Below are 21453 nucleotides of genomic sequence, written 5' to 3' on the forward strand. Positions count from 1 at the left end.
TAGGTCGGCGTCTCAGAAGAAGCCGCGGCGTTGCCACCAGCCGGCTTTCTTCGGCTTGCCGTCATTGTCGGCCTCGGCGGGCTCGGTGCGTGTGGATTTGACCGTCGGGGTCGCCGAAGAGGAGATGTTCGATTCGCGGTTGGCGCGGACCGGCTTGGCTTCGTCCTCTGCCGGAGTCGCGAGGTCGGCGTAGGCTTCGGCCGTTTCGGCTTCCGCAGGTACGGCTTCGGCAACCGGTTCTTCGACGGGAGACGCGGCGGCCTTGCGGCGGCTGCGGCCCTTGGCGGGCTTTGCTTCCGTGACAAATGCGCCCGACTCGATGGCTGCCATCGCCGGCTGGCCCTCGACGGCTTCTTCGGCAACGGCCTCGACGATCTCAGCCTGCGTTTCGGCCTCGGTGCCATCCCCGGCATCAGCGGCGTTTTCGTCGACGGCTTCAGCGCCGGCGCTCAGTTCTTCGCCTTCCTCGCGGTTGCGGCGCCCGCCACGTTTGCCGCGGCGCCGGCGTTTGCGGCGCTGGGATTCTTCGCTTTCAGCCCCCGTTTCGGAGGCTGCTGCGGCTATATCATCGCCCTCGCTACCTTCCTCGTCGCCTTCATCCTCGTTTCCGGTTTCGCCGGAAACGGTATCCTGGGCGGCGATCTGCTCACCGGCACCATTGCGGCCACGGCGGCGGCGGCGGCGCTTGCGCTTCCGGCTGCCTTCGCCATCACCTTCGGCGCGCTGCTGAGGCGCGCGCTCGACGGCTGCGGGCTTTTCTTCAAGCTCCTCGTCTTCTTCCTCCTCCGTCTCGATGACGATATCTTCGTCGTCATCGTCAGGGATGGCTGCGAAGTTGAAGAGGGTTTCGATCTTGACCGGATTTTCGACCGGTTCGCCCCGATCGATCGCGAAATGCTGCGAGCCGACTGCGCTATCGGCATCGACGACGATCGCGACGCCGAAGCGGGTTTCATAATCGACGATCGACTGGCGCTTGTGGTTGAGCAGGTAGAGCGCGATTTCCGGCGTGGTGCGCACAGTGATGTCGTGCGTCGTGTTCTTCAGCAGGTATTCCTCGATTCCGCGCAGCACATGCAGCGCGACGGAGGACTGCGAGCGCACATGGCCGGTACCGCCGCAATGCGAGCAGACCTGGGTCGTGGATTCAAGCACGGAAGCGCGGATGCGCTGGCGGGACATTTCGAGCAGGCCGAAATGCGAGATGCGGCCGACCTGGATGCGGGCACGGTCGTTCTTCAGGCATTCCTTCAGCTTCTTCTCGACGGCGCGGTTGTTGCGCTTCTCTTCCATGTCGATGAAGTCGATGACGATGAGACCGGCAAGGTCACGCAGGCGAAGCTGACGGGCGACTTCATCGGCAGCCTCGAGATTCGTCTGGAGTGCCGTGTCCTCGATCGAATGTTCACGCGTCGAGCGGCCGGAGTTGACGTCGATCGAAACGAGCGCTTCCGTCTGGTTCATGATCAGGTAGCCGCCGGACTTCAGCGTCACCTGCGGCTGCAGCATGCGGTCGAGTTGGGCCTCGATGCCGGAGCGCGAGAAGATCGGATGGATGTCGCGGTAGGGCTGAACCACCTTGGCGTGGCTCGGCATCAGCATCTTCATGAAGTCTTTCGCTTCACGATAGCCTTCCTCGCCGGAAACGATGATTTCGCTGATGTCCTTGTTGTAGAGGTCGCGGATCGAGCGCTTGATGAGCGAGCCTTCCTCATAGACGAGGCAGGGCGCGGTGGATGCGAGCGTCAGCGTGCGGACGTTTTCCCACAGGCGCATCAGATATTCGAAGTCGCGCTTGACCTCGACCTTGGTGCGGTTGGCGCCGGCCGTGCGCAGGATGACGCCCATGCCCTGCGGGACTTCGAGCATCCGGGCGATTTCCTTGAGACGCTTGCGGTCCTGCGGATTGGTGATCTTGCGGGAAATGCCGCCGCCGCGAGCCGTGTTCGGCATCAGAACGGAGTAGCGGCCCGCGAGCGAGAGATAGGTGGTGAGGGCCGCGCCCTTGTTGCCACGCTCTTCCTTGGCGACCTGCACAAGCAGGATCTGGCGGCGCTTGATGACTTCCTGAATGCGGTACTGCTTGCGCGGCTTGCGCTGCACGCGGTCGGGAACCTCTTCCATCGCGTCTTCGGCGCCGACGGATTCGATCACTTCCTCTTCATGGTCGTCGTCGTCATCGTCGTCATTGCCGCGCCGGCGCGAATCCACGTCTTCGGAGATCGAGTCGGTCTCGACAGCAGCAGCCATGCTGCCGCCGACGGGGCCTTCGTCATCATTGTCGACGACGGAGGCCGAAGGTGCTTCGACATCGGTCGGGACGGCATCTTCGGTTGCGGTGGTTTCGACGGCCTTCTTGCGGCTGCGGCGCGGCTTGGCCTTCTTGACCGGGGCCTCTTCGGCGGCCGGAGCGCTTGCCTCAACCGGAGCGGCGTCTTCGGAAACCTCTTCGGCGGCGGGCTCTTGCTTCGGCACGATGCCGACGTCGGGCTGCTCCTGGGTCGACAGGTCGCTCACCGGCGCCGTTTCGACATGCTCGACATCGTCGTCTCGGCGGTGCTCCTCGGCCTCGGCGCGAAGCAGAGCCTGACGGTCGGCCAGCGGGATCTGGTAATAGTCGGGATGGATTTCGGCAAAGGCCAGGAAGCCGTGCCGGTTCCCGCCGTAATCGACGAAAGCGGCCTGCAGCGAGGGTTCGACCCTCGTTACTTTTGCGAGATAGATGTTGCCGCGTATCTGCTTCTTGTGCTGCGACTCGAAGTCAAATTCTTCTATACGGTTCCCGCGAACGACAACGACACGTGTCTCTTCCTCGTGAGACGCGTCGATAAGCATTTTGTCTGCCATGTAAGGTGTGCTCCTCGGCGCAGCCGCAGACGCACATTCCCGCCTGTATTGATAACAGGGGGCATGCGATCGAACGTGGGTGCGCCGGATAATGAAAGTCGCGCTTGGTTCGGGCGGGACAGCAGCAGCCAGGCAACAGCGGGGAAATCATTCTCCCGGGGCCTGTAGACTTTGGATAAAACCTGCTGCGAAACCATTATGACCAAGCGAGATCGACAATACTTAAGACCCGTTGGGGTCCGATGAGTTTGCTCCTCAGAGCGTTTGGTGGCTATCCACCGATGAAGTTTCCGCATACGCCGGAAAATTCAGGATCCAGTTTACCGTGGAGAGAAGCGCGTAAGACGGCGGACGATTGCCGGTTGTGGCGCCAGGTCCTCGTGGGGTTGGCAGCCGCGCGGCGACTCTATCCCGTCAACACTTTCTAACCTGAAAATCGTTGTATGGTTTCTCTGTCACAATAGCAAGGGAAAAGCCAAATGCGCCATAATATTGATGGATTTCGAAACGCATAGACGATGGGGGAATCAGCGGTCCTGATTCGGCGGCGGCGTACAAGCGCTGAAAGCCGGGCGGCGCGTGTATTAGGCCGCAAGGTTATTGCAATGACAGATAGGGTGTGCGGTCGATTGTTTAAGAGGGTGCGGCCCGCAGCGGGAAAATCCGGCAAGCGGAAGGTGAGATTCGTAGGCGTGCTCGCAGCGGCGGCGTTTTCGCTCCAGGCCATCATCGCGCTTGCCGCCGATCCGAAGAAGCCCGAGGCATTGCTTGCCTATGGCGCCCGCATCATCGGCGACGACGCCCGTACCCGCGTCGTCATCGATTTCGACCGGCAGCCGAGTTTTTCGGTCCACTATATCGCCAATCCCGAGCGCATCGTCGTCGATCTGCCGGCGACCGCTTTCGGATTCCAGGCCAAGGATCTGGCGGCGAGGGGGCTTTTCAAGGACATCCGCTACGGCACGATGGACGAAGGCAGCGCCCGCATCGTGCTGAGCGCCGTCAAGCCGGTGAAGCTGGCGACGGCCAAGGTGCAGGCCGACGAGGACGGTAGGGGCTACCGCCTCGTGCTCGATGCCGAGATGACCGGCAAGGAGGAGTTTGCAGCCCTCGTCAAGGCGCAGTCCTGGAGCGATCCGGCAGACCGTCCGCAACCGGCGAACGCAATGCCGGCGCCTGAGGCGGCAAAGCCCGGCGATTTCATCATTGCCGTCGACGCCGGCCATGGCGGCATCGATACCGGCGCGATCGGCGTCGATACCAAGACCGAGGAAAAGCAGGTGACGCTCGCCTTCGCCAAGGCGCTGACCGACCGGTTGAACCGCGAGCATGGCATCAAGGCGTTCCTCACCCGCAGCGAGGATGAATTCCTGTCGCTTGCCGAGCGCGTGCAGATCGCCAGGCAAAACCACGCTGGCCTCTTCATCTCGCTGCACGCCGATACGCTGAAGCAGAAGGATATCCGCGGCGCTACGGTTTATACGATCTCGGACAAGGCCTCCGACAAGCTTGCAGCCGATCTTGCCGAGCGCGAAAACCTGTCCGATCAGATCGCCGGCAAGGAAACCGCCGCCGAACCGCCGGAAGTGGCCGATATCCTGCTCGACCTGACGCGCCGCGAGACCCAGGCCTTCTCGATCTCGCTGGCCGAAAGCGTGCTCGGCTCCTTCAAGGATCAGATCAGTACGATCAACAACCCGCATCGGCACGCGGGCTTCCAGGTTCTGCGGGCGCCGGACGTGCCCTCGATCCTGCTCGAACTCGGCTTCCTTTCCAACGCGGAAGACGAAAAGCTGCTGCTCGACGAGAAATGGCGGGTGAAGATCGCCGAGCTGTTGACCGACGCCGTCAAGCGCTACCGCTCCTCCGTGGTTGCCAATGGCGGCTGAGGGCGTGGCTGAGATGTGACACCCGCGGTGAAAGCAAAGCGGAGCATGTGAATGGGGCAGGGGAGCCCTATTTTGCTCACATTCAGGCCGTTACTCGCCGCTATGTTTTCGACAGGCGGGTTGGACGGCTTGTCGCGATGGCGCTCATGGAGTAAGCCCGCGCGGCGTGCAAATCGCCCGCTTCCATGCAAATATAGCGCCTGCGCCGATTGAAAATTTGGAATACCGGTAGCTCAATATGATCAGACTTCTTGGATATTTCTTCGGAATTGCTTGCGTCCTGTTTCTCGGCGCTGCTGCCGTCGTTGCCGTCTACCTGGCAAACGTCGCGAAGGATCTCCCCGATTACGCCGTCCTGAACAGTTATGCGCCGCCGGTCACTACCCGCGTTCATGCCGGCAACGGCGCGCTGATGGCCGAATATGCCAAGGAGAAGCGTCTTTTCCTGCCGATCCAGGCGATCCCGGATCGCGTCAAGGCGGCCTTCCTTTCGGCTGAAGACAAGAATTTCTATAATCATCCCGGCGTCGACTTGAGCGGCCTTGCGCGCGCCATCGTCGTCAACTTGCAGAATTTCGGCTCCGGCCGCCGTCCGGTGGGCGCCTCGACGATCACCCAGCAGGTGGCGAAGAACTTCCTCCTGACATCGGACCAGACGATCGACCGCAAGATCAAGGAAGCGATCCTCTCCTTCCGCATCGAGCAGGCCTACAGCAAGGACAAGATCCTCGAGCTCTATCTGAACGAGATCTTCTTCGGCCTGAACTCCTACGGCATCGCCGGGGCAGCACTCACCTACTTCAACAAGTCGGTCACCGAACTCACCGTCGCCGAAGCCGCCTATCTCGCCTCGCTGCCGAAAGGCCCGGCAAACTATCATCCCTTCCGCCATCCGGATGCCGCGGTGGAGCGCCGCAACTGGGTCATCGACCGCATGGTCGAAAACGGCTATGTGAGCCAGAGCGACGGGGCGGAAGCCAAGAAGCAACTGCTCGGCGTGACCGCCCGCAGCAACGGCCCCTCGCTCTTTGCTTCGGATTACTTCGCCGAGGCTGTCCGTCGCCAGCTCATTGGCCAGTATGGCGAAAAGGCGCTTTACGAAGGCGGGCTTTCGGTCCGCACCTCGCTCGATCCGCAGATGCAGCTTGCCGCCCGCAAGGCGCTGCAGGACGGCCTGACGACCTACGACGAACGCCGCGGCTTCCATGGACCGCTGAAGACGATCGACACCACCGCCGATTGGGGCAAGGCGCTCGCGGAAATCCCAGCACTCTCCGACGTGCCCGAATGGCGTCTCGCCGTCGTCCTTGCCGTTTCCACCGAGAGCGTCGACATCGGCCTCCAGCCCGCCAGGGACGGTGCGGGAAAGGCTGCCGCCGAGCGCGAGCATGGCACGATCGAGGCGAACAACATGCAGTGGGCCTACCGCTCCTCGACCGGCGAGCGCAAGACGGCCAAGTCGCCGGAAGGGGTGCTATCGCCGGGCGACGTCGTCTATGTCGAGCGGCTGGGGAACGAAGGCTCGACGTCCTACCGTCTTCGCCAACCGCCGAAGGTTCAGGGCGGCCTGGTTGCCATGGATCCGAAGACCGGCCGCGTTCTTGCGATGGCAGGCGGTTTTTCCTATGGGCAATCGGAATTCAACCGCGCGACGCAAGCGATGCGCCAGCCGGGCTCTTCGTTCAAACCGTTCGTCTATGCTGCGGCCATGGACAATGGCTACACGCCGGCTTCGGTGATCATGGACGCGCCGATTGAGGTCGTCTCCGGCGGCCAGGTGTGGAGGCCGGAAAACTACGGCGGTGAGTTCAACGGTCCGTCGACGCTGCGCTCCGGCATCGAGCACTCGCGCAACCTGATGACCGTGCGCCTTGCCAATGACCTCGGCATGAACATCGTTGCCGAATATGCCGAGCGCTTCGGCATCTACGACAAGATGCCGGCGCTGCTTGCCATGTCGCTCGGCTCCGGCGAGACCACCGTGTTGCGCATGGTTTCGGCCTATTCGGTGATCGCCAACGGCGGCAAGCAGATCAAGCCGACGCTGATCGACCGCATCCAGGACCGCTACGGCAAGACGATCTTCAGACATGAGGAACGCCTCTGCGACAGCTGCAATGCCGGCGACTGGCAGAACCAGGAAGAGCCGAACATCGTCGACAACCGCGAGCAGGTTCTCGACCCGATGACGGCCTATCAGATCACCTCGATGATGCAGGGCGTCATCACCCGCGGCACTGCGGCCGGCAAGATCGACCTCGGCGAGCGCGACGTGGCCGGCAAGACCGGCACCACCAACGACGAGAAGGATGCCTGGTTCGTCGGCTTCACGCCCGACCTCGTTGCCGGCCTCTACATGGGCTTCGACAATCCGGCGCCGCTTGGCCGCGGCGGCACGGGCGGCGGCCTCTCTGCCCCGATCTTCAACGAATTCATGCAGGCAGCCGTCAAGGACATGCCGGAATCGAAGTTCGTCATCCCGCAGGGCATGAACCTGATCCCGATCGACCGCAAGACCGGCATGGCGGCGATGGAGGGCGATCCGAACACCATCATCGAGGCCTTCAAGCCCGGCACCGGCCCGGCCGACAGCTTGTCCGTCATCGGCATGGACAGCACCATGGCGCCGGAGGAAATCCTGAAGACCTCGCCGCAGGCGAACCAGGCCGTGCAGTCTGGCGCAGGCGGCCTCTACTGATCAATCCCCGTATGGATGCGGCGGCCGCGGCTCTTTACATCCGCGGCCGCCGCAACTATTTGACGGACCAACTCAAGACCAACGCAAAGAAGCAGGAAAATGCGAGCGGAAATCGAAAACGTAGTCGATGAAACCAAGCAGGCTATCACCCTGCTGAGGAGGCATCTTTGACTGGGACCAGGCGATACGACGGCTGGACTGGTTAAACAACAAGGCAGAGGACCCGAATCTCTGGAACGATGCTGCCGAAGCTCAGAAGCTGATGCGCGAGCGCCAGCAGCTCGATGACGGAATCAACGGCGTGAAGCAGCTCGAACAGCAGCTGAACGACCATGTCGAACTCATCGCGATGGGCGAGGAAGAGGGCGATGAAAGCATCGTCAAGGAGGCCGAGGACGCGCTGAAGAGCCTGAAGGCCGAGGCCGCGCGCCGCCAGGTGGAAGCCATGCTATCCGGCGAAGCCGATGCCAACGATACCTATCTCGAAGTGCATTCGGGCGCCGGCGGCACTGAAAGCCAGGACTGGGCAAACATGCTGCTTCGCATGTACACCCGCTGGGCCGAACGCCAGCGCTTCAAGGTCGAGCTTCTCGAAGTCCATGACGGCGAAGAGGCGGGCATCAAGTCCGCGACCCTGCTCGTCAAGGGACACAACGCCTATGGCTGGCTGAAGACGGAATCGGGCGTGCACCGGCTCGTGCGCATCTCGCCCTACGACAGCAATGCGCGCCGCCATACGTCCTTCTCGTCGATCTGGGTTTATCCGGTGGTCGATGATTCTATCAACATAGAGATCAACGAAAGCGACTGCCGCATCGACACCTACCGCTCGTCGGGCGCGGGCGGCCAGCACGTCAACACGACCGACTCGGCAGTGCGCATCACCCACATCCCGACCGGCATCGTCGTCGCCTGCCAGCAGGAGCGCTCGCAGCACAAGAACCGCGCCAAGGCCTGGGACATGCTGCGCGCCCGCATGTATGAAGCGGAACTGAAGAAGCGCGAAGAGGCAGCAAGCGCCGAAGCGGCCTCCAAGACCGAGATCGGCTGGGGCCACCAGATCCGCTCCTACGTGCTGCAGCCCTATCAGCTGGTCAAGGACCTGCGCACCGGCGTTTCGAGCACGGCACCGGGCGACGTGCTCGACGGCGACCTCAACGAGTTCATGGAAGCAGCGCTTGCGCACCGCATCAGCGGCAAGCCGGACGCTGTTCTCGAGGACGTTGATTGAGATTGGAGGGAGAACCGCAGAGGCGGTGAGCCTGACTTAAAGGTGTGAAACCCGGCTTAGCGGCTAAATCCGCTTGCAGCAGGTGGTTGCAAGCGGCTTGGCGTGGGCACCAAGCCTATGGCAAACGATCATGATGTGCCGATGGAAAACACTGCCTTACCTCCTAATCTAAGGGTGCTGCTATCTCAACACGAGTGGAAGCGGGACGATCTGGGATGTTCGTCTGCAGACGTGTTCAGGCTCGCAGAAGCTGGCCGGGCGCGGTATTTCCTGAAAGGCGAAATTGCTGGTCCTTTTGCGGAATTGCCGTTGGAGGCGGAGCGTCTGCTGTGGCTTGCCGAGCAAGGACTGCAGTGCCCCAGCGTCGTCGCCCTGGAAAGCCATGAGGGCAGAAACTGGCTGCTGCTGAGCGCGCTTTCGGGAAGCGACCTGGCTTCGTCCAAATTGACCACAGATAGGCAGCGCATCGAGATCCTGGCGGCCGCTTTGCGTCGATTGCACGAACTTGATCCGGAAACCTGCCCTTTCGACCACAGGCTGACAGCTCGTTTGAGGCTTGCCAAGGCGCGGATGGAAGCGGGAGCCGTAGACGAGGGTGATTTTGATGAAGAGCGGCAAAACGCAACCGCTGCGAGCCTATTTGCATACCTGGAAGCCCACCAGCCTGACGTCATAGATCCCGTCGTTGCCCACGGCGACGCCTGTTTGCCGAACTTCCTCACGCATGAAGGGCAATTCGGTGGATATGTCGATTGCGGCCGTCTGGGCGTTGCGGATCGCTACCAGGATATTGCCCTGGCACTGCGAAGCATCCGATACAATGTCGGGGAAGAGTGGGTTCGGCATTTCCTCGATTGTTATGGGCTTTCCGGCATCAATGACGCGAAAGTCGCCTACTATATGGTGCTTGACGAGTTCTTTTAGTTCGCGCCAATCCTGCCTTACGGGCCAAACCGGCCGAGCGCCGGAGCCTTTCATGAGCTGGAAGGCCTTCGTCAGCCCGGTTTGCTCCAACCAGAACGACGGATTGGGGATCTTGGTCGGATGCTCTGCCATGACGGACCGGGATTTCAGGCAGATCGGAGGCAGTTCCGTTCAGTTCGATCAGATCGGAAGGTGCAGCGAGAGCCTTTTTCTCGAGCAATTCCAGCATTTCGGCCTCTACTGGCAGTGCTTCCACGTCGTTGCTCGATGCAACCCGGAAACTCGCCTCCTCATGCCAGGCGGTGCGGACAATGATCGACAGCGCATTATAATCTCTGCAAGCTCGACTTCGAAAAACATGCGTACGGATATTGTCCAGTTGCTGCGAACGGAAATCTCATCGTTCGTCGCCTTCTCAGGTCTCGACGGAAATCCATGCTGCAGAAAGCCACACGCTGATCGGCAGCGGCCACCACGGGCTGTTGCATGGTGACAACACTGGCCGATCTCTTTCCGCTGACGGGTTGAATCGGTGGCGGTTGTCCGCGATGCTTAGGCTCTCATTGGTCCGATCCCCGGGGAGACTGACATGAAAACGAACCTGTCCAACCAGAAAGGAAACATCGCCCACAAGGACATTCCGCTTCATGCACACTCTGTTCCCCCGCGCGAGGAAAAGCCCGCCGCGCCATAACCGGTTCCTGAAATTCTTCCGCGACTATCCGCACAACGCCGAGCGCGACCGGCGTCGCTTGCGCATGCGCAAGTTCCTCTCCTACTATCGCCCACACCTGCCTTTGCTGCTGGCGGATCTGCTCTGCGCAATCCTCGTCGCCGGTACGGCGGTGGCGCTGCCGCTCTGTGCCAACTTCGTCACCAGCCGCCTTCTGGCCCTGCCCAACATGCCGGAGGCCTACGAGCAGATCCTTGCCGTCGGCGCCTTCATGCTTGCCATCCTGGCGATCCAAACCGTTGCCATCTTCTTCGTCGACTATCAGGGGCACGTGATGGGCGCCCGGATCGAGGCCGCCGTCCGGCAGGAGCTCTTCGAACACTGCCAGAAGCTCTCGTTCAGCTTCTACGACCGTCAACGCACCGGGCAGTTGATGAGCCGCATCACGAACGATTCCCTGTGGCTGGGCGAGCTCTTCCACCACGGCCCGGAGGACCTCTCCATTGCCGTACTCAAGTATGGCGGCGCCATGCTGGTGCTGTTCTTCATCGATCCACCTTTGGCCAGCCTCATCCTGCTGCTCACGCCGGTGGCGGCGGCTTATGCGCTGCATTTCAACCGGCGCATGAACCGCGCGCTCGAAGCGAGCAAGCGGCAGATCGCCGCCGTCAACGAACGCGTGGAGGACGCACTGGCGGGCATTCGCGTCGTCCAGTCCTTCGCCAACGAGGCGCTGGAGCAGGAGCGTTTTGCCACGCTGAACCGGCGGTTCCTGCAGGGCCGCGCCGACGGCTACCGCAGCGAGGCCTGGTTTTCGGTGGGCACCGAAACTTTCGCACAGCTCATCACCATACTTGTCATCGTGATCGGGGGGCTGCGCATCCTGACGGCGGAGCTGTCCGTGGCGGACATCCTCACCTTTCTGCTCTGCGTGGCGGTGCTGGTCGATCCGATGCAGCGGCTCGCCAATTTCGCCCGCCTCTGGCAGGAGGGCTATACCGGTTTCGTTCGGGCCATGGAGATCCTCGAGATCGCACCGGACGTCTTCGATCGCCCGGCCGCCCGTCCCATGCCGGCTCCAAGGGGTGAGATCAGTTTTTCCGACGTCGTCTTCGGCTACGAGTCGGATTGCCCCAAGGTGCTCGAGCGACTCTCGCTTACCATTGCGCCGGGCGAGTTCGTGGCCTTGGTTGGTCCTTCAGGGGTGGGCAAGAGCACGCTTTGCGCGCTCATCCCGCGCTTTTACGATGTGCAGGCCGGGGTGATCCGCATTGACGGTACCGACATTCGCGACGTGACGCTCTCCTCACTGCGGCGACATGTCGGGGTGGTGCAGCAGGACGTCTATCTCTTTGCCGGCACCGTGGCGGAGAATCTTCGCTACGGCCGGCCCGACGCGACCGATGCCGAGGTCGAGGCCGCCGCCCGTGCCGCCAACGCTCACGACTTCATCACGGCTCTGCCAAATGGCTACGCGACCGATATCGGCCAACGCGGTGTCAAGCTTTCGGGCGGCCAGCGGCAGCGCCTCACGATAGCGCGCGCTTTCCTCAAGGATCCGGCAATCCTGATCTTCGACGAGGCCACCAGCGCGCTCGACAACGAGAGCGAACGGGCGGTTCAGAAGGCGCTGCTCAATCTCGCGAACGGCCGAACCACCCTGGTCATCGCCCACCGCCTCTCCACCGTCCGCCATGCCGACCGCATCCTGGTGCTCACAGGCGATGGCATCATCGAAGAGGGCACCCATAACGACCTCATGGCGCAGCAAGGCGTCTATGCCAACCTGCACAGCGTGCAGGCAAGCATTTGACCACTGGCCCGCCGCAACGGTGGCGGGCGGGGGGTCAAAAGCGGCCAGAGCGGGCTTCAGGCCGTCTTAAGCCGACCTGTCCCCGCGAGGCGGGGGACGCATGGCAAGGGCGCGGCCTTGGACGGCGATGGCGATCGCGACGGCGGTCAGAGCCGCCGCGACGGCGAAGGTGACCTGCATGCCGGTGGCAACGGCTTCGGGACCTGCCGTCGTGATATCGGTCGTCATCGCGGCAAAGGAGAACACGGCGCCCATGACGGAAGCGCCGGTGATAAGCCCGAGATTGCGCGACAGGCTGAGCAGGCCGGAAACGACGCCCCGCCGATCGGAGGGGATGCCCGTCATGACGGCGGTGTTGTTGGCTGCCTGGAACAACTGATAACCAGGGGTCAGGACGGCGATGGCGGCAATGTAGCCGGCAACGCCGAACATTGCCGGAAGAACGGATAGGGCAACTGTACCGACGGCCATTTCGATGAGCCCGACGATGACCACGAACGGCGCGCCCAAACGGTCGACCAGACGGCCAGCCGGGGCGCCGGTCAGCGCCGAGACAACCGGGCCAATCGACATGACCATTCCAACGAACGCCGCGTTGAGCCCGAGCGCACGGGAGAGATAGAACGGGCTTACCACCAGCGTCGCCATCATTATCGTCGAGACGAGGGTGTTCATGGCAAGGTTGGCGCTGAACTCAAAATTGCGAAATGCTGCCAATGGGATCAAGGGCGATGCCACCTTCGCCTCGGTGAAAACAAAGAGGACGATGCCGGTGAGTGCAAGCGTCAGGAGCGTCGCATTCAGCGTGCCGAAATGGCCGCGCCCTATCGTCATGGCGAGAGCATAGGCGGCGAGCGCGCCGGCAAGCAGCAGTGTGCCCAGAGCGTCGAAGCCAGGGCGGTCCGTTTTCGGCGTATCGCGGTCGACGGGCAGGAAATGGTGGGCAAGAAAAAAGGCCAGCAGACCGAGCGGGATGTTGACGAGAAAGATTGCCCGCCAGCCGAGCCAGGCGATCGCAATGCCGCCAAGCGACGGACCGAGCGCGGTGCCGATTGCCGACATCGCTCCAAGCAGTCCGATGGCGCTGCCGGTTCTTTGCTTGGGGACCGTCTCGCCGACGAACGCCATGGTCAGCGCCATCAGGACGGCGGCGCCGAGGCCCTGCGCGGCACGGGCGGCAATCAGCCACCAGAGCGAGGGCGCAAGGCCGCAGAGCGCCGAGGCGACAACAAACACGACCAGCCCCGCCAGGAGAACCCTGCGGCGCCCGGCAATGTCGCCCAGCCGTCCGATGCCGACGATCAAGATCGTGATCGCCAGGAGGTAGGCAAGAATGACCCACTGCACCTGTTGGAATGGTGCGACGAACACCTGAGCCAATGTCGGCAAGGCGACATTGGCAATGCTGGTGCCGAGCGAAGGTAGCAGCATGGATAGGCAAAGGCCGGCAAGCGCCCATCGAACCGAGCTTGCCGGGGTTATGCCATCGTTGGTGGGGTCATCTGTGCAGGAGGTCATCGGCCCTTTCCCCTCAGACTTCTACGAGGCTGTTGACGACCCGGCGCGCGAGCGGTTGCGGCAACGAAGACGCCAGCGAAGGCGGCAGGAACAAATCGGACCGATATCATGAAGAGCTGCTCCAAAATGGCGTTAGGGCAGAGATAGCTCGCGGCCAGATGGGGCGGAAGGTGCATCATATGCATCTCATTCGTGCGTTTGACGCCATGTCATCTTGCACCGATCGTGCTATGGTCGCCGCATGTCGCATCCCGATCTCAATCTGCTTATCACCCTAGATGTGCTCCTGACGGAATGCAGCGTCGCCCGCGCCGCCAGAAGGCTGCGGCTAAGCCCGTCCGCGATGAGCCGCGCGCTGGCGCGATTGCGGGAGGCGACCGGCGATCCGCTGCTGGTTCGAGCCGGACGCGGCCTTGTTGCGACGCCGCGGGCGATCGAGCTTCGCGAGCGCGTCGGCCAGCTCGTGCAGGACGCTAAAGCCGTTCTGCGTCCCGTCGAGACACTCGACCTGACACGGCTTGTGCAGACATTCACGCTCAGAAACCAGGATGGCTTTGTCGAGAATTTCGGACCTGATCTCGTTGCACGTGTCGGCAAACAGGCGCCGGGCGTGCAGTTGCGTTTCGTACCTAAGCCGGACAGGGACAGCGCGCCGCTGCGCGACGGAAGCGTTGACCTGGAAACGGGCGTCGTCGGAAAAGCCATGGGGCCGGAGGTGCGCGCGCAAGCGCTGTTCCGAGACCGCTTCGTCGGCGTTGTCCGGATGGGGCATCCGTTGTGCGAGGTTGCGATCACGCCTGCCGATTACGCTGCCGGCCGGCACATCCTCATCTCGCGGCGAGGGCTCGCCAGGGGGCCGGTTGATGACGCGCTTGAGCCATTCGACCTGAAGCGGGAGATTGTAACGGTCGTTGGCGGCTTTTCGGAAGCTCTGGCTCTGGCGCGTGCCTCGGATCTCATCGCCAGTGTCCCCGAACGCTATACGGGAAACCTGCGTGACGGGATGTTCTCTTTCCCTCTGCCGGTTTCGCCGCCGGACATTACGATCTCGCTGTTGTGGCACCCGCGGACGGACCTCGATCCGGCGCATCGCTGGCTGCGCGAGTGCGTTCGGGAGGTCTGTGCGGGCAGGCCGCCGGCTCGAGCAGTCAGTTCGTCGCCTTCTCTATGGTGATCTCGCCGAATTCGTCGATCAGCACGGTCCAGCCCTCGGACTCGGCATTCGGATCGGTCTTCAGGTAGACCGTGGCGAAGAGGCCGGGCTGCTTGCCCATGCCCGTGGAACTTTCCGGACGGATATCGGTGACATAGGGTTTGAGCTGCGTGAACTCGTCGAGCTCGACGCTTGAGACGATTTCCGGGCCGCTGTCGGCCTGCGCGATTTGCTGCAGGTAGATTTTCGAAGTCTTGTCCGGCTGGCGGACGGAAAAGAGCTTGTAATAGCCGCGGCGCGGCTGGAGTTGCGTCTTTGCCGGATCGCTTGCTGCGCCCGGCGCACGCTCGATTGCGATATCCGCACGGCTTTCCTCCCAATAGCCGGTGCTGGTTGCAAAGATCACGGCGGGCGGAAGGATCGTGTCGGCCGGCGTAACAGCCTTGGCAAGGCCTGCCGGGCCGGTGAAGAGCGCTGCGGCAAGAAGAGCGGTTCGAAGCTGCATGGCCTCAATCCTCGAATTGTTCGGCAAGAATGCGATCCGACCATGAGCGGTCCGGATCGGAAAGGATGCGCGCCGTCATGTGCTCCGACTGGGCGATGCGGATATGCAGCACGGATTTGACCTCGGCATTGTCGGCAACCGCATTCACAGGCCGCTTTTCGGCCTCGAGAATATGGATGTCGACCGTCACCTTGTTCGGCAGCAGCGCGCCGCGCCAGCGGCGCGGGCGGAAGGCGCTGACCGGCGTCATGGCAAGCAGCGGCGCTTCCAGCGGCAGGATCGGGCCGTGGGCTGAAAGGTTATAGGCGGTGGAGCCCGCGGGCGTTGCCACCATGAGGCCGTCGCAGATCAGTTCCGCGAGACGCACATGCCCGTCGACCTCGACGCGCAGCTTGGCGGCCTGATAGGACTGACGGAAGAGCGAGACTTCGTTGATGGCGAGTGCCGTGGAATTGGTGCCGTCGGCGTTGGCCGTCGTCATCTGCAGGGGATGGAAGGCATTCTCGACGGCCGCGCAGATGCGGTCCTGCAGTTTTTCGGTGCGATAGTCGTTCATCAGGAAACCGACAGAACCGCGGTTCATGCCATAGACGAGCTTGCCGGAATTCATCGTGCTGTGCAGCGTCTGCAGCATGAAGCCGTCGCCGCCGAGCGCCACGATGACATCGGCTTCCTCGGCGGGAACCTCCCCATAAAGGCCAATCAACTCTTCCCGAGCGGCAAGCGCCTCTGTTGCCGAGGAAGCGAGGAAACAAAGCGTCTGAAATGAACGGCCCATGTGATGCCCTTTATGATCTTCGCCTAGCTAAAGGATAAAGGGCTTATGCGACAAGGTATTTTGCGCGCAAGCAGACTCTGCCGCCTGCGCTGTGGGATGGCGAAGAGGTGATGGCGGCTGCTATTTCTGCTCTCTCGTGCCCGGCGCTGCTTCGCGCTGATCCTTGTCTTCCAGGTCGGTTTCGACGATGTAGACATCGCCGTGTAGGCGGGCCTGTTCCTTCAGGGCGTCCTGTTTCGCGCGTTCATCTGGCTCGATCTGCCCAAAATGGCGGTCCTGCGCTCGAGCGAAGTCCTCCGGCTTGATATCCAGCACGGCTTCGTGCGGATGGCCCATCCCGGAAGCCAGCCCGCGCGCGGCCTGCAATTTGGCTTCCTCCCGACGCTCGGCCGCGGCCGCAGTGTCCGAGCAGCGTGCATCATCCGTGCCGGAATCAAAGCTCTTGTCCTGACCTGGCATGTCGATCTCCTACTGTGACTGGCTCCTACTGTGACTGGTCAATTGCGTGGGGAGCGGGCCGGCCGGGCGTTCCGGACGACTGGAAATAACCAGCGCTCTCGGCGGCAAGAACAGCGGCAAGCGCCAGCGCGACGGCGACCGCCCAGGCATACCGCCGGCTCATTGCGATGCCTCATGCGGCGGCTTCTCGTAGAGTTTCCGCACCCTGCGGTCCTGCGCCTCCTGCTCACTGCGCGAGAGCTTGCGGTTTGTGAGCATGCCGTAGGCGATCGCGCAGCCGAGAAGGAAGGCGCCGCCGGCGATAGCGAAGAGCCAAAGATACTCCGCAACCATGCTTCGATCCTCCTTGACGATTCGAACCGGTGGACGGCGGATTTGTTCCGTTGCGGCAACAGCAAGACCGAAAGGGGACCGGCCGGTCAGGCTGCGGCTTGACATTTTCAGTTGACGGAAAGGCGGCCGTCAGGCGCTCCGGCGAAACGAAACCGCGTAGCGATCCGCTGCGCGTTCGATGCTGTCGAGGGTATTCATGAGATCGACCATATCGCAGGCCTCAGCCCACTGCATGCCGCAGATCGGAATACCGTCCAGGGCGGCTGGCTGCATTGTCATTCCGTCAACAACAAGCCAGCGATCATCGGCTTGATGCCGGAGATTATACCGTCGCATCACCTCTCTCCCGCGGCGACCATATCATATTTTAGCAAGAGCGCGAATACGCTTGGTCAGTCGGTGGATGGCGAATGCAGGGCCCGGTCAGTGCACGGATTGCTCGGTATCGTCCAGAAACGAGCGAATGCCGTCGCGGGCGATTGTCGCCAGGAATTCGTCAAACGCCTCGCGGTCGGTCGCGAACGGTTCGTCCCAGCGGATGAGGTCCTCCTCCTGCGTCACGACTTCCATCGACCAGTCCTCGTTGGAGCCGGCTGTCCGGAAGATATCAACGAGCACGGTAACGCCGTCCTCGGTGAATTCGCCGGCGAGTTCGGAATATTCGAGTTTCGGTTTTTTGGGCATTCGATATCGCAATCCATAATAGTCATAGCGTACACGAGCGAGGTACTTTCACGTGCGCCTGGTAGATTTGTCAAGGAAACAGCCATTCAAAGCAACGCCGCGGTCCGGTTGCGCCGGGTTTCCCGCGAAGAGGGAACTCTCTTAGCCGCGTGTCGTTGTTCCCATGTCACCACCAGCCAATGGAGCGGCAAAATGAGCAAGACAGACGTCAAAAAGCTCGTGAAGCGGGCCGAACGCCAAGTCGAAAACACCAGCGCCGGCGGCCATCTCGGCGGCACCTATTTCGGCCAGCAACCCGACGGAAAGACGGCATCCTCGACCAATAGCGAGGCGCGCAAGTCACGCTCGAACGACGGCAGCAAGTGACGACGAGTATGGACGGCTGCCCTCGGCTGACGATGCGATCGGAGCGTCCGGACTGCTCGGGCGTGTGGCACCGTGCGCCAAAAAATCGTGATGCAAATGGCCCCCGGCACAACGGCCATGCCGAATGTTAGCTACGGACTTCGTTGTGTCCTCATTCTTGTAGGCGTCGACACGCTCACTCTCGAGTGGCGGACTGTTCCTTTCTCGGCGCGATTTGCGCGCCGGCCGGTGAGCGGCATGTTTCGGATCACACAGCCCGCGCACCGCCTCGCCAGCCGGCGGCTTTTCTTACAGCCACATCAAAAAAAGACCGCCCCGATCTGCGAGGCGGTCAATGCGGATTCGATATCCGGCGACCACGGTGAGAGAGGGGTGAGAGACACCGGAGTCGATAGCAGCTTGGCGCAGCTGATCGCCTCTTTGGTTGGGGTGTTGAGGCGATAGAGCAACATATCAATGGACCGCCCCTCCCGAAATTATACGTTGGTTGTCCCAAGCTAGGCCCTTGGTATGCGGCGTCCTGCTTCTTATGCGCGATTCATATTCCATCGAATCGTCGCAACCTGCGGGAAGAGCCCGGAAAACATGGTAATTCTGGTTAAATCATCGACGCATAAAAAAACCGCCAACAAGCGCGGTCCAGCATCAAGTCCCTGATTTTATTAACTAATATATGGTGCCCCCGGCAGGGTTCGAACCCGCGACCCCCTGATTACAAATCAGGTGCTCTACCAACTGAGCTACAAGGGCAATGCGTGCCAACTAGCAGATTCTTCCGGTCTGTAAAGAAAAATCCGGCCTGGGCGCGATTTCGTGATCTATCATAGACCCAATCCCTCTTCATTTCATGAACAAAAGCTGAAGTAACGATTCAGGAGCAGTTCAGGGCAGGAGGCGCAGATTTCGCTCACCTTCATCAAGGAGATGAGCCATGAGAATTGCCCGTTTTGCCATTGCAGCGCTTCTGTCGCTTGGATCGGCCGTCGTTGCCGTCGAGCCCGTGGTTGCCGCTCCCGTACATGCACCTGTTGCTTCCGTCGATAAGAGCGACGTCGTGAAGGTGCACTACCGTGATTATCGCCGCCATGGGCGCCATTCGTGGCGGCATGAACGCCGTTACTGGCGCCATCATCCGTATGCCTATGAGCGCCGCCACTACCGGCCCTGGCGCGCCGAGCGCAGGTGGAGGGAACGTTATTACCGGCGTCATCACTACCGGTCGCACTATTTGTATTTCGGCATCAACCTGTGATTGCCCGCTCGCTTGCTGATGCCGGATTCGTGTGGCCGGCTCTCAAAAGGGTGGCATCATCGGGATATCGAGAATGGGGCTGCTGGAGCAGCCGTCGATCAGCAAACGCGATGCCGCCGGAGCGATTCCCGGCGGCTATTGCACCGGTGGTGTCGGTGTGGGTACCGGCGTCACAGGCGCCAGAGGATCCGGCTGGCGCGTCGGCTGGGTGGGATCGACCCATATGATACTGATAATGATGGCGACGAAGACTGCGATGAACAGGATGCCGAACAGGAGGGGCCGGATTGCCATGCCGGGTATTTTCCTTCTCTCTTGCTGTTGTGCTGCGCTGTGGCGAACCTTGGGCCCACCATTCGTTCATTTTGAGACGTCCGCTTATTTCTTCAGATGAAGCCGGGCCGCATACATCGCGATCGCAGCCGCGTTCGAGACGTTCAGCGATTTGATCGCGCCCGGCATGTCGAGCCGCGCAAGCGCGCTGACGGTCTCGCGCGTCTTCTGCCTGAGACCCTTGCCTTCGGAACCGAGGACGAGCGCAACCTTGTCGCCTGAGAACGTGCCTTCGATCGGCGCTGGTCCTTCGGAATCGAGGCCGATCGAGAAGAAGCCGAGCCGGTGCAATTCACCAAGCGCGTCGGCAAGATTGGTAATCTGTATATAAGGAATGAGTTCGAGCGCGCCGGAAGCCGATTTCGCAAGCACGCCCGATTCGGTCGGGCTGTGTCTTTGCGTGGTGATAACGGCGCCTGCATTGAAGGCGACGGCCGAGCGCATGATGGCGCCGACATTGTGCGGATCGGTGACCTGGTCGAGCACGAGGAGCAGCGGGCTGTCTTTCAGCGCCTCCAGGCGCCGGACGGGCAGGGGGCGGGTCTCCAGCATCACGCCCTGGTGGATCGCATCGGGGCCGAGCACCTTGTCGATATCCTGCGGCGAGACGATCTCGACTGGAATGCCGAGCTGGCCGGCATCGATTTCGAGGCGGGTGAGCGCATTCTGCGTCACCGTCAGCTTGACGTTTTTCCGCTCGGGATTTTCGATTGCGGCGCGCACGGTATGCAGGCCGTAGAGATAAACCTGGTCGGCCGTAAGCGCCGGCGCCTTCCAATCCTCGCCGCCGCGTTTGCGCTTGTGCGGAGGAGGCGTCGGAATTTCGCCGCGCTCGCGCTTGGCATCACGGTGGGCACGCCGCAGAGTGGCGTAGTGCGTATCCTTGGGGGACTTGTCGGTTGCGGGCTTGCCGCCGGATTTGTTGTCTTTGCTCATGCGGCTTTATAACGGCGGTGCTTCACCGCGCATAGGGTTTCTTTGCCGGCGGCGGCTTTCAACATGCGATGAAATTTTTCGTGTTTTTTCTATTGTCTTCATGTTGACATGGGCAAATGCTCCGGTCATATACGCGGCGCAGATCGAGGGGCGGTAACGCTCCTGGGTCTTCGAGCTTGGTTACGATCCAGACGAAAAACTGGAGAGATGCCCGAGTGGTTAAAGGGGACGGACTGTAAATCCGTTGGCTCAGCCTACGTTGGTTCAAATCCAACTCTCTCCACCATTCGTCACTGGGATCGGACCACCCCGCGGGTATAGCTCAATGGTAGAGCAGCAGCCTTCCAAGCTGAATACGCGGGTTCGATTCCCGCTACCCGCTCCAAACTTTTCAATACTTTTGCAATGCCGCGCATTGCGCGCGCGCGTTTTTTGACGTCGCGCCTTCAAGGGCGAAAAATTTCTGTTTGAACGACGCGGATACTGCTGCTTAACTGGCCGCCATTGAGAGGTGTCATGCGAAATGTGATTTTGGCCGCTGCATTTTTGCTTCCGTCGGTCGCCCTTGCCGCCGAGGCCGTGGAAGTCAGGGCCCGCGATCTCAGCTGTGGCGAACTCGCGCAGTTCATCCGGCAAAATAAAACAGTATTTGTCCGAATCGGCATCGGCGGCCGCAGCTTCCGCTATCCGCCGGCGCGCTGCAGGCTGGGGGACAAGCACTCGACGACCAGTTTTCGGGATGCCAGTGGAAAGCTCTGCGTCCTCGATTATGCCTGCGTCTACGATCCAGAGTCTTTTTATAACAAGATCCCGAATTAGGGTTGGAGCTAAGCCGCACGACCAGTCGCCACGGTTTGCAGCGCTCGCCCGTTTGGGAGTTCGCGGGGACCAGGACAGCTTGAACGAGGTGCCTGCGCGATCACCCATTCGATACCGCTGCCCGCTGCAGATTTTCCCCTTGGTTTCAACGATTTTCGCCGGCTTCGGGGCGAATCGTCTTGCTCGGCGCGAATTGTCTCCGATATGCGCTTGCAAGCCAAGAATGGCGTTCGCAATTAGGT

General features: G+C 61.5%; 21 protein-coding genes and 3 tRNA genes. 11 read left to right on the forward strand and 13 right to left on the reverse strand.

The window, feature by feature from the left end; translation table 11 throughout:
* Positions 1-12: 12 nt before the first annotated feature.
* Positions 13-2847, reverse strand: coding sequence for an Rne/Rng family ribonuclease (locus RGR602_RS07585; RefSeq protein ID WP_039844614.1), 2835 nt, complete (start codon positions 2845-2847; stop codon positions 13-15).
* 605 nt (positions 2848-3452) lie between these two features.
* On the opposite strand from RGR602_RS07585, the gene RGR602_RS07590 reads away from it, so the two are divergent.
* From RGR602_RS07590 to RGR602_RS07605, 4 genes are all read left to right on the forward strand, one after another.
* On the forward strand, positions 3453-4736 hold the full coding sequence (locus tag RGR602_RS07590) for an N-acetylmuramoyl-L-alanine amidase (protein ID WP_407692042.1): 1284 nt from the start codon (positions 3453-3455) through the stop codon (positions 4734-4736).
* A 238-nt stretch (positions 4737-4974) separates the two neighbouring features.
* Positions 4975-7434: a penicillin-binding protein 1A gene (locus tag RGR602_RS07595; protein WP_039844616.1), complete on the forward strand. Its 2460-nt coding sequence runs from the start codon at positions 4975-4977 to the stop codon at positions 7432-7434.
* A gap of 99 nt (positions 7435-7533) precedes the next feature.
* A protein-coding gene (gene prfB / locus RGR602_RS07600; RefSeq protein WP_133940266.1) for a peptide chain release factor 2 occupies positions 7534-8665 on the forward strand; the annotation gives its coding sequence in 2 pieces (ribosomal slippage) (positions 7534-7602 and positions 7604-8665; 1131 coding nt in all).
* A gap of 141 nt (positions 8666-8806) precedes the next feature.
* Positions 8807-9589 carry an APH(3') family aminoglycoside O-phosphotransferase gene (locus RGR602_RS07605; RefSeq protein ID WP_039844618.1) on the forward strand — a complete coding sequence of 261 codons (783 nt, stop codon included), beginning with the start codon at positions 8807-8809 and terminating at the stop codon, positions 9587-9589.
* Here the strand turns inward: RGR602_RS07605 and RGR602_RS38155 are convergent.
* Positions 9540-9845: a hypothetical protein gene (locus RGR602_RS38155; protein ID WP_267285093.1), complete on the reverse strand. Its 306-nt coding sequence runs from the start codon at positions 9843-9845 to the stop codon at positions 9540-9542. The genes RGR602_RS07605 and RGR602_RS38155 overlap by 50 nt on opposite strands.
* Positions 9846-10236: 391 nt before the next feature.
* Between RGR602_RS38155 and RGR602_RS07615 the strand changes: the two genes are divergently transcribed.
* On the forward strand, positions 10237-12075 hold the full coding sequence (locus tag RGR602_RS07615) for an ABC transporter ATP-binding protein (protein WP_039844620.1): 1839 nt from the start codon (positions 10237-10239) through the stop codon (positions 12073-12075).
* A 66-nt stretch (positions 12076-12141) separates the two neighbouring features.
* Here RGR602_RS07615 and RGR602_RS07620 read toward each other — a convergent pair whose 3' ends face one another.
* On the reverse strand, positions 12142-13593 hold the full coding sequence (locus RGR602_RS07620; RefSeq protein ID WP_052451503.1) for an MFS transporter: 1452 nt from the start codon (positions 13591-13593) through the stop codon (positions 12142-12144).
* A 241-nt stretch (positions 13594-13834) separates the two neighbouring features.
* Between RGR602_RS07620 and RGR602_RS07625 the strand changes: the two genes are divergently transcribed.
* Positions 13835-14767, forward strand: coding sequence for a LysR family transcriptional regulator (locus RGR602_RS07625; RefSeq protein WP_039844621.1), 933 nt, complete (start codon positions 13835-13837; stop codon positions 14765-14767).
* Here RGR602_RS07625 and RGR602_RS07630 read toward each other — a convergent pair.
* The 7 genes from RGR602_RS07630 to RGR602_RS07655 all read right to left on the reverse strand — a co-directional run bounded on the left by RGR602_RS07630 (position 14742) and on the right by RGR602_RS07655 (position 17505).
* The gene (locus RGR602_RS07630) at positions 14742-15251 is read right to left on the reverse strand and encodes a hypothetical protein (RefSeq protein ID WP_039844622.1); all 510 of its coding nucleotides are present in this window, start codon (positions 15249-15251) and stop codon (positions 14742-14744) included. The genes RGR602_RS07625 and RGR602_RS07630 overlap by 26 nt on opposite strands.
* Positions 15252-15255: 4 nt before the next feature.
* Complete coding sequence (locus RGR602_RS07635; protein ID WP_039844623.1) at positions 15256-16029, reverse strand: NAD kinase; 774 nt, start codon at positions 16027-16029, stop codon at positions 15256-15258.
* 120 nt (positions 16030-16149) lie between these two features.
* Positions 16150-16488, reverse strand: coding sequence for a hypothetical protein (locus RGR602_RS38160; protein ID WP_223843981.1), 339 nt, complete (start codon positions 16486-16488; stop codon positions 16150-16152).
* Positions 16489-16513: 25 nt separating this feature from the next.
* A complete protein-coding gene (locus RGR602_RS36970; RefSeq protein ID WP_166677469.1) occupies positions 16514-16651 on the reverse strand; it encodes a hypothetical protein in 138 nt (45 codons plus the stop codon).
* Positions 16648-16821 carry a hypothetical protein gene (locus tag RGR602_RS36975; protein ID WP_166677470.1) on the reverse strand — a complete coding sequence of 58 codons (174 nt, stop codon included), beginning with the start codon at positions 16819-16821 and terminating at the stop codon, positions 16648-16650. Before RGR602_RS36975 ends, RGR602_RS36970 begins: the two co-directional genes overlap by 4 nt.
* Before the next feature lie 129 nt (positions 16822-16950).
* Positions 16951-17094: a hypothetical protein gene (locus RGR602_RS07650; RefSeq protein ID WP_223843982.1), complete on the reverse strand. Its 144-nt coding sequence runs from the start codon at positions 17092-17094 to the stop codon at positions 16951-16953.
* A gap of 150 nt (positions 17095-17244) precedes the next feature.
* The gene (locus RGR602_RS07655) at positions 17245-17505 is read right to left on the reverse strand and encodes a hypothetical protein (protein WP_022714901.1); all 261 of its coding nucleotides are present in this window, start codon (positions 17503-17505) and stop codon (positions 17245-17247) included.
* Between the two features lie 192 nt (positions 17506-17697).
* Between RGR602_RS07655 and RGR602_RS36980 the strand changes: the two genes are divergently transcribed.
* Complete coding sequence (locus RGR602_RS36980; protein ID WP_166677471.1) at positions 17698-17871, forward strand: hypothetical protein; 174 nt, start codon at positions 17698-17700, stop codon at positions 17869-17871.
* Between the two features lie 674 nt (positions 17872-18545).
* Here RGR602_RS36980 and RGR602_RS07665 read toward each other — a convergent pair.
* Positions 18546-18621: transfer RNA gene (locus RGR602_RS07665), tRNA-Thr, on the reverse strand.
* Positions 18622-18802: 181 nt separating this feature from the next.
* On the opposite strand from RGR602_RS07665, the gene RGR602_RS07670 reads away from it, so the two are divergent.
* Positions 18803-19123, forward strand: a complete 321-nt coding sequence (locus tag RGR602_RS07670) for a hypothetical protein (RefSeq protein ID WP_039844627.1) — start codon at positions 18803-18805, stop codon at positions 19121-19123.
* Between the two features lie 135 nt (positions 19124-19258).
* Here the strand turns inward: RGR602_RS07670 and RGR602_RS36985 are convergent, their stop codons facing one another.
* Both RGR602_RS36985 and rlmB read right to left on the reverse strand, forming a co-directional pair.
* Positions 19259-19417 carry a hypothetical protein gene (locus RGR602_RS36985; RefSeq protein WP_166677472.1) on the reverse strand — a complete coding sequence of 53 codons (159 nt, stop codon included), beginning with the start codon at positions 19415-19417 and terminating at the stop codon, positions 19259-19261.
* Between the two features lie 84 nt (positions 19418-19501).
* Positions 19502-20392: a 23S rRNA (guanosine(2251)-2'-O)-methyltransferase RlmB gene (gene rlmB, locus RGR602_RS07675; protein ID WP_039844628.1), complete on the reverse strand. Its 891-nt coding sequence runs from the start codon at positions 20390-20392 to the stop codon at positions 19502-19504.
* Positions 20393-20593: 201 nt separating this feature from the next.
* Between rlmB and RGR602_RS07680 the strand changes: the two genes are divergently transcribed.
* From RGR602_RS07680 to RGR602_RS07690, 3 genes are all read left to right on the forward strand, one after another.
* Positions 20594-20678: transfer RNA gene (locus RGR602_RS07680), tRNA-Tyr, on the forward strand.
* A gap of 25 nt (positions 20679-20703) precedes the next feature.
* Positions 20704-20777 (forward strand) — tRNA-Gly (locus tag RGR602_RS07685).
* Between the two features lie 131 nt (positions 20778-20908).
* Entirely contained in the window at positions 20909-21211 is a 303-nt protein-coding gene (locus tag RGR602_RS07690; RefSeq protein ID WP_039844629.1) for a hypothetical protein, read from the forward strand.
* Positions 21212-21453 lie beyond the last annotated feature (242 nt).

It is taken from the genome of Rhizobium gallicum bv. gallicum R602sp, from assembly GCF_000816845.1.
Lineage (GTDB): Bacteria > Pseudomonadota > Alphaproteobacteria > Rhizobiales > Rhizobiaceae > Rhizobium > Rhizobium gallicum.

What these genes read in the sequence shown, in the direction of transcription:
- RGR602_RS07585 (WP_039844614.1), bottom strand. Translation starts at nt 2,847, where the DNA reads ATGGCAGACAAAATGCTTATCGACGCGTCTCACGAGGAAGAGACACGT.
- RGR602_RS07590 (WP_407692042.1), top strand. Translation starts at nt 3,453, where the DNA reads ATGACAGATAGGGTGTGCGGTCGATTGTTTAAGAGGGTGCGGCCCGCA.
- RGR602_RS07595 (WP_039844616.1), top strand. Translation starts at nt 4,975, where the DNA reads ATGATCAGACTTCTTGGATATTTCTTCGGAATTGCTTGCGTCCTGTTT.
- RGR602_RS07605 (WP_039844618.1), top strand. Translation starts at nt 8,807, where the DNA reads ATGGAAAACACTGCCTTACCTCCTAATCTAAGGGTGCTGCTATCTCAA.
- RGR602_RS07615 (WP_039844620.1), top strand. Translation starts at nt 10,237, where the DNA reads ATGCACACTCTGTTCCCCCGCGCGAGGAAAAGCCCGCCGCGCCATAAC.
- RGR602_RS07620 (WP_052451503.1), bottom strand. Translation starts at nt 13,593, where the DNA reads ATGACCTCCTGCACAGATGACCCCACCAACGATGGCATAACCCCGGCA.
- RGR602_RS07625 (WP_039844621.1), top strand. Translation starts at nt 13,835, where the DNA reads ATGTCGCATCCCGATCTCAATCTGCTTATCACCCTAGATGTGCTCCTG.
- RGR602_RS07630 (WP_039844622.1), bottom strand. Translation starts at nt 15,251, where the DNA reads ATGCAGCTTCGAACCGCTCTTCTTGCCGCAGCGCTCTTCACCGGCCCG.
- RGR602_RS07635 (WP_039844623.1), bottom strand. Translation starts at nt 16,029, where the DNA reads ATGGGCCGTTCATTTCAGACGCTTTGTTTCCTCGCTTCCTCGGCAACA.
- RGR602_RS38160 (WP_223843981.1), bottom strand. Translation starts at nt 16,488, where the DNA reads ATGCCAGGTCAGGACAAGAGCTTTGATTCCGGCACGGATGATGCACGC.
- RGR602_RS36970 (WP_166677469.1), bottom strand. Translation starts at nt 16,651, where the DNA reads ATGAGCCGGCGGTATGCCTGGGCGGTCGCCGTCGCGCTGGCGCTTGCC.
- RGR602_RS36975 (WP_166677470.1), bottom strand. Translation starts at nt 16,821, where the DNA reads ATGGTTGCGGAGTATCTTTGGCTCTTCGCTATCGCCGGCGGCGCCTTC.
- RGR602_RS07650 (WP_223843982.1), bottom strand. Translation starts at nt 17,094, where the DNA reads ATGCAGCCAGCCGCCCTGGACGGTATTCCGATCTGCGGCATGCAGTGG.
- RGR602_RS07655 (WP_022714901.1), bottom strand. Translation starts at nt 17,505, where the DNA reads ATGCCCAAAAAACCGAAACTCGAATATTCCGAACTCGCCGGCGAATTC.
- RGR602_RS36980 (WP_166677471.1), top strand. Translation starts at nt 17,698, where the DNA reads ATGAGCAAGACAGACGTCAAAAAGCTCGTGAAGCGGGCCGAACGCCAA.
- RGR602_RS07670 (WP_039844627.1), top strand. Translation starts at nt 18,803, where the DNA reads ATGAGAATTGCCCGTTTTGCCATTGCAGCGCTTCTGTCGCTTGGATCG.
- RGR602_RS36985 (WP_166677472.1), bottom strand. Translation starts at nt 19,417, where the DNA reads ATGGCAATCCGGCCCCTCCTGTTCGGCATCCTGTTCATCGCAGTCTTC.
- rlmB (WP_039844628.1), bottom strand. Translation starts at nt 20,392, where the DNA reads ATGAGCAAAGACAACAAATCCGGCGGCAAGCCCGCAACCGACAAGTCC.
- RGR602_RS07690 (WP_039844629.1), top strand. Translation starts at nt 20,909, where the DNA reads ATGCGAAATGTGATTTTGGCCGCTGCATTTTTGCTTCCGTCGGTCGCC.